The sequence below is a fragment of the Parasphingomonas caseinilytica genome, assembly GCF_036663755.1.
GTDB lineage: Bacteria > Pseudomonadota > Alphaproteobacteria > Sphingomonadales > Sphingomonadaceae > Sphingomonas.
Genome location: NZ_JAXOJL010000019.1, coordinates 1 through 10,199, shown reverse-complemented (window position 1 = coordinate 10,199; position 10,199 = coordinate 1). Strand labels below are relative to the sequence as shown.

The following is a 10,199-nucleotide window of genomic DNA, read 5'->3' as shown; positions in this document are numbered from 1 at the left end:
AGGACTGGCGCCGTGTCGCCACACGCTATGATCGATGCCCAACCGTCTTCTTCTCAGCCATCGCGCTCGCCGCAACCGTCATCTTCTGGCTCTGATCAACGAGTCCTGAGCCTAGGCCATTGGCACCGTCCCCCGCCTCAGTAATGCCGCCGAACGCCTCACCCGTGCCCCCGGCGGCATTGGACTTCAGGATGATGTTTACGACGCCGGCGATCGCATCGGATCCATACTGGGCGGCTGCTCCGTCGCGCAGCACCTCGATGCGCTCGATCGCCGCCTCCGGGATCGTGTCGAGATCGACACCGGCGGAGCCGCGTCCGATGCTGTTGTTGACGTTCAGCACCGCGTTGGCATGCCGCCGCTTGCCGTTGACCAGCACGAGCGTCTGGTCGGGTGAAAGGCCGCGCAGCGTGATCGGCCGCGTATTCGCGGCGGACGCGGTGGTGGCAGCCCGGGCGAAGTTAATGGACGGCTGTAAGAAGTTGAGCGCGCGCCCCAGATCGGGGAAGCCGGTATCGGTGATCGTTTCCCCCGACACCACGTCGATCGGGGCCGATGATGCTAGCGCTGTGCGGTTCGGCGATCTCGTGCCGGTCACGACGATGTCATCATCGGCTTTGGGTAACGGCGGCGCATCCGTCTGGGCCACCGCCGGGGTGACGGCCAAGAGCCCACTCATGATCGCGATCGTTCCGGATCCTCGCATGCTGCACTCCCGCCCTGGTTTCGGCGGCGGTAGAGTGAGATCATGGCGATAGGTTAGTGCGGACCCCGCAACACCTGTTGCGATCTTAGCGCGTCCCCGGTCAATTTCGACCCGTCAGCGGCGTTGACTGTCGGGCTTGACGCCGTCTTTATGATCAACGCCTAAGCGAGCGCCACGATAAATCCCGAAGGTGTCCGCGACGACCCAGAATGCGACATCCGGCGGTACGTTCGCGATCCCAACAGCGGACGCTCATTCATCTCGGCCTAATTGGGCCGCTAAGCGCCCTAATTGCAGACACTCGGCACAAGCGCAGGGTCAACCAGAGGCAGCCAGTCTGCAGTCGGCGCAAACTCCGGCATCACGGCCTCCTCTCGTCACACCAACTTCAGTCGTTGATCCACGCCCTTTGGCGCTAAGCTACAGAGAGAGGAACACAATCATTCCGGCTTAGATCAACGCATTAGCATGAAAAGGGCGAGTGCGTTGCGGGCGCTGTCCGCGAAGCGGTCGTAAATGGCGCGTGAAACCGCGGCGATGACAGGCTGGTGATCGCGTCCCCCGCGAGCGAACACCGCGACCGCCACGCGGCGGCCGTCGGGCATGGTGATGTACCCGACATCGTTGGTGACACCGTCAAGGGTACCGGTCTTGTCCTCGACCGGGGTGCCGGCAGGAAGCAGGGCGCGGATACGTCGGGTGCCGGTCGCGCATCGGCTCATTAGTTCGAAAAGAAACGTTCGGCTTTGAGCCGTCAGGACGGTACCGCTATCGAGCTTTTGCAACAGCGCGACCATGGCTACCGGCGTGGCAACATCCCTGCTGTCGGCAATGTGGCCGCGCTCTCGGAGCAACTGGGCGATTGTCCGGTCTACACGGATGCCCGTGATTTTCTGCGTCGACAGCCATTGCTGGACAGCCATGGGTCCGCCGAGACTGGCAAGCACTTGGTCGGCGGCGCGATTGTCGCTGCGAACGATCATCAGGTCCAGGACTTTCGCTGCGGGACGGCCAAGGATTGTGTCGCCGAGGCCCCGGCGGCCTTGATCGACCTGGGCGAGATAGGCGGCCGCGATGGCGATCTTTATCGTGCTGGCCATCGGAAAGGGGATGTCGCCGTTCACAGCAACGGTCGAGCCGTCGCGAAGGTCGAGCGCCGCAATGCCATATTCACCCGAGCGTCCGGCGACCAGCATGCTGAGATCTCGCTCAAGTCCGATCAGCTCGGCAGAACTGGCGGCAGCCGGTGTCGGAAGCAGAAGGCTCGCGACAATGCTGGAAAGAATCAGGCGGGGAAGCAAGGTTACGCGCATCGACAGTCCTTGGATATTGCCCTTCAGAGACTTGCGCATGCTACACTGAAGACATGAACACGTCGTGTTGCATGCCTGTGAAAGGCGGGCAACGGCAGATGGCTATTTTTTGAGGACGTCCTCCGGCCCGCCGCGGGCTCGGCACGAACACGGGTGTTTCCAGCTTCCTTCCCCCGATTCCCCACCTCTGCCAGTCATTCGCCACTCGTCCTTGGTGGGCGGCATGCCCTTCTTGCATCTGGCCACTCAGACCCCCGCGACGCCTCCGGATCCGCGCGATCGTCGAGCATCTCGTGACGATCGACGCTGGCCGTTTTCATCATCCATATCTCGGCCGCCACATGCGTTCCCCGATCTGCTCGGCATCGATCGACGGATTTTCGGCAGCAACGCCTTCCGAAACCGCTTGGCGCGCGACCGCAACCGCGATGCGCAGCGCGACCTCGCGCAACTGCGCGATCGGCGGCAGAAGCGTACCATCCTTTCCGCCCATCGCCCCGAGTTCGCGCGCCGCGGCCATGAGCATCCCGTCGGTGATCCGCGTTGCGCCTGCCGCCAGCGCGCCCAGCCCGACGCCGGGAAAGATATAGACATTGTTGACCTGGGTGATCCCGGCCACTCCGAACGGGCTGCCCGTGCCGATGATCGCCCGTCCGTCGGTCCATGCCAGCAGGTCAGCCGGATGCGCTTCGGCACGCGAGATCGGATTGGATAGCGGGAAGATTACAGGCTGCGGATTTGCTGTCGCCATGGCGCGGACCACCGGCTCGCCGAATGCGCCCATCTGTCCCGAGGCACCGATCAATACGCTCGGCTTCACATTGGAGACGGTGTCGAGCAATCCGATCGCGTTCGTGTCCGTTCGCACCCACGTCGCGATTTCATCCGGATCATGCGCCAGCGCCTGTTGCTGCGGCGGCAGGCGCGAAATGTCGGACAGGATCAGGCCGTCGCGATCCACTGCCCAGATCTGCCCGCGCGCCGTCGCTTCGGACAATCCTTCGGCCATCATCGCGCGAACAAGCATTTCCGCCACGCCGCTGCCTGCCGCGCCAGCCCCGAACAGGACGATGCGCTGCCGGGCCAGCGGAACGCCGGTGCGACGGATCGCGGACAGCAACGTCCCCACCGTGGTCGCAGCGGTACCCTGTATGTCGTCGTTGAAGCTGAGCAGGCGATCCCGATAGCGATCCAGCAGATCATGGGCGTTCCGGCCCGCGAAATCCTCCCACTGCAGCAGGACACCGGGGAACCGCTCGGCGACCGCGCTGACGAACGTTTCTACGAATGCGTCATATTCAGGCCCGCGAACGCGCGGATTGCGCCAGCCGACATAGAGCGGATCGTCGCGCAACACGGCATTGTCGGTACCGACGTCGAGCAGGATTGGCAGCACCTCGGCCGGATGAACACCGGCGCAGGCCGTGTAGAGCGCCAGCTTGCCGATCGGGATGCCCATGCCGCCCGCGCCCTGATCGCCCAGCCCGAGAATCCGCTCACCGTCGCTGACCACGATCACCTTGACCCGATCGAGCGCGGGATCGGCCAGAATGTCCGCGATCCGCCCCTTGTTGGGATAGCTCAGAAAAAGTCCGCGCGGCCTGTGCCAAATCTCGCTGAACCGCTCGCACCCCGCGCCCACCGTCGGCGTGTAGACCAGCGGCAGCATGCGCGGCAGATCGTGCTGCACCAAAGCGTGGAAGAGGACCTCGTTCGAATCCTGCAGTTCGCGCAGGAAGGCATAGCGGTGGAAATCATCCTCCATACCGTTCAGCGCCCGCATCCGCCGCCCGATCTGGCTGTCGAGCGTGCCGACATGCGGCGGCAACAGCCCGTGCAGGCCCAGCGTGTCGCGCTCGGCTTCGCTGAACGCGGTGCCCTTGTTGGTTAGTGGATCGGCGAGAACCGCCCGGGCTGCGGCATGGAAAGCTGGGGAAATCGTAACGGTCCTTTCAGAAACGGAAGCTCACCCATCCCGCGAGGAAATCGGAACTCTTGAAGCCGGCATCGGTCAGCGCCGGACCCGCCGCGAGATGTTCGTAGCGACCCGTCAACGAGATTCGCGGCGTGATCGACCAGATAATCTGCAGCCGCGCGACTTCGCCGATCTTGGCCGCGCCGAAGCGCTGCGTGCCGGCAAACGGCTGTCCGTTGGCGCGGTAGACCGCGTCGGTCGTGCTATCGCGCCAGGCCAGCATGTATTCGGCCGTCAGCCGTACCGCCTTGGCCGGTTGCACCGTGACGTTCGGGGCGACCGCAATCAGGTTCGAAGGGGTGAGGAACAGGGCATAACTGTAATAGATGTTGTTGCCGAACGGCGCATAGGCATCGCGCAGCTTGCCGTCGCCATAGCCGCCTCCGCCGCTGGCATAATCGAAATGCACGCCGACCCGCGGCGCGGCCTTGTCCTTCCCCACCCGCCAGGTCTGCGCGAGGAACACCTGCCAGGCATCGATCTGCTGGTCGATATACGTCCCGAACTGGTGGTTGACCGTCCAGTCGATTGTCAGGCGGCCGGCATCGCCCCACAGCCGCGCGCCGGCATAGAAACGCTCGGCCGGGCCGCTTCGTCCGCCCCAGGCGCCGACATCGTTGCGCCGACGCCAGAAGAACGGATCGAAATACAGCTTCGATCCGCCGAACCACGCAGGTGGCACGACCACGCCGAACGTCACGCCCGAAAAACGCCGCGCCGGATCGATCACGTCATCGTCGGGGCCCAGATCGCCGTACAATGTCGGCTTCAAGTCGAACAGGTCGATCCGCACTGTCTTGCCGCGTGCCCAGGCGCGGATCCCGTTCAGCGTGTAGCGAATCGTGTTGTTGTCGCGCTGCGATACGAGCAAATTGGCCCCGTCGGTAAATTCCTGACGCCCGTAGCGCGCGCCCAGCGCCACGCCGCCGGCGTTGAAATCGCCTTCGACGAACGCCTGCTGAATGACGAGGTCGTTGCGCAACGAGGCCGCGGGCGCGCCGAGTTCGACGCCGGAAATCCCGCCATGCGCGATCTCCGCATAGGCGCGGAAATGCGGCCCGACGTGCAGATCTGCACCGCCGGTTATCCGGTTGATGTCCTGCCGCTGCGCGCGCGCATCGCGCAGGCCCGGATTGGTCGTGTGATTGACCCGCAAGCGGATTTCGCCGGACAACGTCACGTTGACGTCGCCGTCCGGGTCGAGCGGCAGGAACTTTAGCCGGTCGAACACGTCGTGGCGCTTCTTCGGGTCGCGATAGGCGCTCCAATCCTCGGCCCAGCGTGACAGATTGTATCCGCCGGCCGTTCCACCGTCTCCGGCGGCGGCGGCGGGATAGGTGGTCGCGATCGGCGTGGCGGGCGCCTTGTTCGGCGTGGCCTCGAACGTCGTCTGCGCGATGGCGGACGCGGGAACGAGGCAAAGGGTGGCGGCCGTGAGCCGCGGGAGCATTTTCATCGATCCCGTCTTTCGGGCTGGAGACGGTGGATCATTCGGCCGCGACGACACCCGCCGGGAGATCCTCGACCGGGCCGAGCTTGCCCGCCATCGCGGCGTCGAACTGGTCCTTGTCGAGCGCGCCCTCCCATTTGGACACGACGACGGTGGCGACCGCGTTGCCGATGAAGTTGGTGAGGCTGCGGCACTCGCTCATGAAGCGGTCGACGCCCAGGATCAGCGCCATCCCCGCAACCGGCACCGATGGCACGATCGACAGCGTCGCGGCCAGCGTTATGAAACCGGCCCCCGTCACCCCCGCCGCCCCCTTGGAGGAGAGCATCGCCACGCCCAGCAACAGAAGTTGCTGCCCGATCGTCAGATCGACGTTGCAGGCCTGCGCGATGAACAGCGCCGCCAGCGTCATGTAGATGTTGGTACCGTCGAGGTTGAAGCTGTAACCGGTCGGCACGACCAGTCCGACGATCGACTTGGGGCAGCCGGCGCGCTCCATCTTCTCGATCAGGCTGGGCAAGGCGCTTTCGGACGACGACGTGCCGAGCACGAGCAGCAATTCGGTCTTCAGATAGGCGACCAGCTTGAAGATCGAGAAACCGCACAGCTTCGCGACGGTGCCGAGCACGACGATCACGAACAGCAGCGAGGTGAAATAAAAGGTGCCGACAAGCATCGCCAGATTGGCCAGCGTGCCGACGCCGTATTTGCCGATCGTGAAGGCCATCGCGCCGAAAGCGCCGAGCGGCGCGGCCTTCATCACGATGCCCACCAGCTTGAAGAACGCGATCGATACGTCATCGAGTACGCCCAGGACTTTGGCGCCCCGATCGCCGATCATCGCCAGCGCCACGCCGAACAGGATCGACACGAACAAAACCTGAAGGATGTTGCCTTCGGTCATCGAAGACAGGAACGTGTCCGGGATGATGCCGGTCAGGAAACCGGTCAGCGTCGTATCGTGCGCCTTGGCGGCGAATTCGCCGACCTTCGATGCGTCCAGCGTGGCGGGGTCGATGTTCAGCCCAGCGCCCGGCCGTACGACATTGGCGACGATCATGCCGACGATCAGCGCGAAGGTGGAGAAGAACAGGAAATAGGCGAACGCCTTGCCCGCGACGCGACCGACCGACCGCAGATCGCGCATGCTGGCGATGCCGGTGACGATCGTCAGGAAGATCACCGGCGCGATCACCATTTTGACGAGCTTGATGAAGGCATCGCCTAACGGCTTCAGCGATTCACCCGTGCCTGGGTAGAAATGGCCCAGCAGGACGCCCGCGGTGATCGCAATCAGCACCTGGAGATAAAGCTGCGCATACCACGGTTTGATCGCCGGCGGCGACGGCAGGGCGTTCATGTTGATCGTCATGGAATTGGCCTCTCATCCTCTCAATTGCGTGTTCCGGCTCTTGAGGACGGTTCACGTCGGAGGATGATGCGCGAAGCGTGTATGCGGCCAAAGGGCCCCACGGATTTAATATTCGCCCTGTAATCCGAGCACTTAGCAGAAACGCCCTCGCTCGGATGTGCCGGTTTCAGCGCATCTTCCGAACAGAATGTGCCATAATTTGCACATCAACGGCTCGCGTCTTAAATCGGATCATGTCCCGCCGACTGGTCTTCAGCCGAATTACCGGCTTGTTCGTGATCCTCGCCCTTTGCGCATCGGTGGCGTGGATCGTCGGCAGGATCGTCGAACAGCGCGGCCGACAGGCACTCGCCCTGTCGGTGCTGGCTGATGCCAGGCTGCGTCAGGCATTGCTGGCAAGCGAGATCGCTCGTTTTCGTCTTCTCCCGCTGGCGCTCGCCGATGATCGTGATCTGATTGCGGCGCTGGACGACGCCCCGGGTGCCACGCGGACGCTCGACGTGAAGCTTGAGACGCTGGCGGCACGCACCGGGGCGGCCGCGATTTATGTCATAGGCCGCGGCGGCCGCACGGTATCCGCCAGCAACTGGCGCGCTCCGCGCAGCTTCGTCGGCCAGGACTATCGATTTCGCCGTTATTACATCGATGCGGTGCGAACCGGCGCGGGCGAACAGTTCGCGCTGGGTACGGTCAGTCGCAAACCCGGACTGTACCTGACGCGCAGGACGGCGGCCGGCGGCGTGGTGGTACTGAAACTGGAGTTCGATCGGCTGGAGAGCGATTGGCGCGCCGCGGGCGGGATCACCTTCGTCACCGATCGCGCGGGCATCGTGCTCGTCACCAGCCGGCCAGAATGGCGATTCGTCGAAACCCTCCCGATCGCGTCCAGCGTGGCTGCAGCCGCGCGCGCGGACAGCGGCGCGCCGACGCTGCGGCATTCGCCGATCGCCGCGCTCGGCGACGGCCGAATCCGGGCCGCCGGAATCGCCGAGACGCTGATGCTTGCGGGAACCGCGCCGGACGCCAACGGATGGCGCGTCCAACTGGCCATGCCGGCCGGTCGGGCGATCGACGCGGTGGTGCGGCTCGCCCAGGTGTTGGCGCTGCTGTCGACAATGACGTTGGCCGCCCTGCTCTGGGCAATGCGGCAAAGCGCGCGCCGCCGGGCGGAACGGACCAGCGCGCTGGAACATGCGGTATCGGCCCGGACGGCCGATCTGACCCGCGAGATCGAGGAGCGCACCGCCGCCGAGGCACGCGCAGCGGAGCTGCGGGAAGGACTGCGCCAGGCCAATCGGCTCGCCACGCTCGGCCAGATCACGGCGAGCGTCGCGCACGAAACCGCGCAACCCGTTGCCGCGATCCGCAACTATGCGGCAACCGGGGAACAATGGCTCGACCGTGGCGACCTGGATGCGGTGCGCGACAATCTTCAGGCCATCGGCCGGCTGACGGGGCGGATCGGGGATGTCACCGCCGAACTGCGCGGCTTCTCACGCAAGGGCAGCGGGCCGATCGGCCCGTTGCGGCTGGCCGACGTGGTCGATGGCGCGCGGCTCATCCTGAAGGAACGGCTTTCACGCGTCACGCTGTCGTTGCCCGACATGTCGTCCGACCCGAACGTAATCGGCGGGCGCGTCCGGCTGGAGCAGGTGCTGGTCAACATCCTGCAGAACGCGATCGAAGCGACCGAGGGTTGCCCCGATCCAAGCATCGCGATGTCGCTGGAGATCGCGGCCGACACCGTCCAACTCGTCGTGCGGGACAATGGTCCCGGCGTCGCTCCGGCGATCGCGTTGCAGCTGTTCACGCCGTTCGTGACCAGTCGCCCGACCGGGCTGGGCCTCGGACTGGTCATCGCACACGACATCATGAACGATCTTGGCGGCGCGCTCAGGCTGGTTTCCACCCCGACCGGCGCGTGCTTCGTCATCGAAATGCAGGCCGCGCCATGACGGACGATATGGTCCGCGTGGCACTGGTAGAGGATGATGACGATCTGCGCGCTTCGACGGCGCAATTGCTGTCGCTCGCGGGATTCGCGGTTGATGCATTCGCCTCGGCCCAGCCAGCTTTGGCGGCGATCGATGCGCACTATCCCGGCATCGTCGTCGCCGACGTGCGCATGCCGCAAATGTCGGGCATCGAGCTGTTCCGTCTATTGCATGGGCGCGATCCGACGCTCCCCGTGATCCTGATCACTGGCCATGGCGACGTCGCCATGGCGGTCGACATGGTCAAGGCCGGTGTCTGGGATTTCTTAAGCAAGCCCTTCGACCCGGCGGCGCTGGTAGCGGCGACATCACGCGCGGCGACCGCACGCGGATTGGCGCTGGAGAATCGCGCGCTACGCCAGGCGGCGGACGCGGATCGGGGCGCGGCCCTGGTCGGCAAGTCGCTGGCGATGGATCGGCTGCGACAGATGATCCCGGCGCTCGCCGATGCCGATATGGATCTGTTGATCGAAGGCGAGACAGGCACGGGCAAAGAACTGTTCGCGCGCCTGATCCATCGCGCGGGCAAGCGGGCGCGTCATCGCTTCCTGGCCGTGGCGTGCGCCGCCATGCCCGATGCGCTGCTGGACGGCGGATTGTTCGCCACCATAGGCGAGGGCAGCGTCTCTGCCGCCAGTCGCGGCACGTTGTTCCTCGACGATATCGATCAGGCGTCGCGCGCGCTGCAGGCGCGATTGACCGGCCTTGTCGAGGATCGCGCCGTCCGTCGGTCCGGCATACGCGATGCCGTGCCGATCGATCTGCGCGTCATCGCCACCGCCGGAGAGGAAACACACCGTGCGCCGGATGCGATCCCGCCGGCCTTGCTCTATCGTATCGCCGCCGTTCGCGTGCGCATCCCGCCGCTGCGTGAGCGGCGCGAGGACGTGCCGCTCCTCTTCGCCCATCTCGCTACTACCGCAGCGGCACGGCATCGCCTGCCGATGCCGCAACTCGCACAAACCGGGCGCGCCTATCTTGCGGCCCATGACTGGCCGGGCAACGTGCGGGAACTCTCCCATTTCGCCGAACGCTTCGTCCTGGGCCTCGATGGGCCGGTTTCGGAACCATTGGCATCGAGCTTCGAACCACTGCCAGCACGGCTCGCCGCGTTCGAAAGCGCGGCGATCGTCGAGGCGATGGCTGCCTCGGGTGGAGAGGTCGGCGAGGCGATCGCCCGCCTCGGCATTCCGCGCAAGACCTTCTATTATCGGGTACAGCGCCTGGGCATCGATTTACGCAAGCTTCGCCTAGAAACGTCAGGCAGCCGTCGCTAGGGTCAGGACCCATTGATGTAAGCGTCGCGATCTGATTCAGGCTCTGCGAGGAGACTGGGCATGAGCGACCTATATTGGCTGACGGACGAGCAGATGGCGCGGCTGGAGCCGT

General features: G+C 64.9%; 6 protein-coding genes and 2 pseudogenes. 3 read left to right on the top strand and 5 right to left on the bottom strand.

The annotated features are described in order from the left end of the window. A pseudogene (locus U1738_RS20155) lies at nucleotides 1-95 on the top strand (IS5 family transposase); the annotation flags it as partial. 119 nt (nucleotides 96-214) lie between these two features. On the opposite strand, the pseudogene U1738_RS20150 reads toward U1738_RS20155, so the two are convergent. The 5 genes and pseudogenes from U1738_RS20150 to U1738_RS20130 all read right to left on the bottom strand — a co-directional run. Next, nucleotides 215-679: pseudogene (locus U1738_RS20150) on the bottom strand (TonB-dependent receptor plug domain-containing protein); the annotation flags it as partial. Nucleotides 680-1,161: 482 nt separating this feature from the next. Further along, nucleotides 1,162-2,058 carry a serine hydrolase gene (locus U1738_RS20145; RefSeq protein ID WP_332790821.1) on the bottom strand — a complete coding sequence of 299 codons (897 nt, stop codon included), beginning with the start codon at nucleotides 2,056-2,058 and terminating at the stop codon, nucleotides 1,162-1,164. Nucleotides 2,059-2,338: 280 nt separating this feature from the next. After that, nucleotides 2,339-3,958 (bottom strand): NAD-dependent malic enzyme, encoded by a 1,620-nt coding sequence (locus tag U1738_RS20140; RefSeq protein WP_332790822.1) that lies wholly within the window; start codon nucleotides 3,956-3,958, stop codon nucleotides 2,339-2,341. A 13-nt stretch (nucleotides 3,959-3,971) separates the two neighbouring features. Further along, a complete protein-coding gene (locus tag U1738_RS20135) occupies nucleotides 3,972-5,450 on the bottom strand; it encodes an alginate export family protein (protein WP_332790820.1) in 1,479 nt (492 codons plus the stop codon). Nucleotides 5,451-5,481: 31 nt separating this feature from the next. Next, entirely contained in the window at nucleotides 5,482-6,816 is a 1,335-nt protein-coding gene (locus U1738_RS20130; RefSeq protein WP_332790819.1) for a dicarboxylate/amino acid:cation symporter, read from the bottom strand. A 233-nt stretch (nucleotides 6,817-7,049) separates the two neighbouring features. Between U1738_RS20130 and U1738_RS20125 the strand changes: the two genes are divergently transcribed. Together U1738_RS20125 and U1738_RS20120 are read left to right on the top strand one after the other, a co-directional pair. Continuing rightward, the gene (locus U1738_RS20125) at nucleotides 7,050-8,771 is read left to right on the top strand and encodes a sensor histidine kinase (protein WP_332790818.1); all 1,722 of its coding nucleotides are present in this window, start codon (nucleotides 7,050-7,052) and stop codon (nucleotides 8,769-8,771) included. Next, a complete protein-coding gene (locus tag U1738_RS20120) occupies nucleotides 8,768-10,087 on the top strand; it encodes a sigma-54-dependent transcriptional regulator (RefSeq protein ID WP_332790817.1) in 1,320 nt (439 codons plus the stop codon). Before U1738_RS20125 ends, U1738_RS20120 begins: the two co-directional genes overlap by 4 nt. The last annotated feature ends 112 nt before the right edge of the window (nucleotides 10,088-10,199 follow it).

Bases quoted from the DNA above. Each gene is read 5' to 3' on its own strand.
- U1738_RS20145 (WP_332790821.1), bottom strand. From the start codon at position 2,058: ATGCGCAAGTCTCTGAAGGGCAATATCCAAGGACTGTCGATGCGCGTA.
- U1738_RS20135 (WP_332790820.1), bottom strand. From the start codon at position 5,450: ATGAAAATGCTCCCGCGGCTCACGGCCGCCACCCTTTGCCTCGTTCCC.
- U1738_RS20130 (WP_332790819.1), bottom strand. From the start codon at position 6,816: ATGACGATCAACATGAACGCCCTGCCGTCGCCGCCGGCGATCAAACCG.
- U1738_RS20125 (WP_332790818.1), top strand. From the start codon at position 7,050: ATGTCCCGCCGACTGGTCTTCAGCCGAATTACCGGCTTGTTCGTGATC.
- U1738_RS20120 (WP_332790817.1), top strand. From the start codon at position 8,768: ATGACGGACGATATGGTCCGCGTGGCACTGGTAGAGGATGATGACGAT.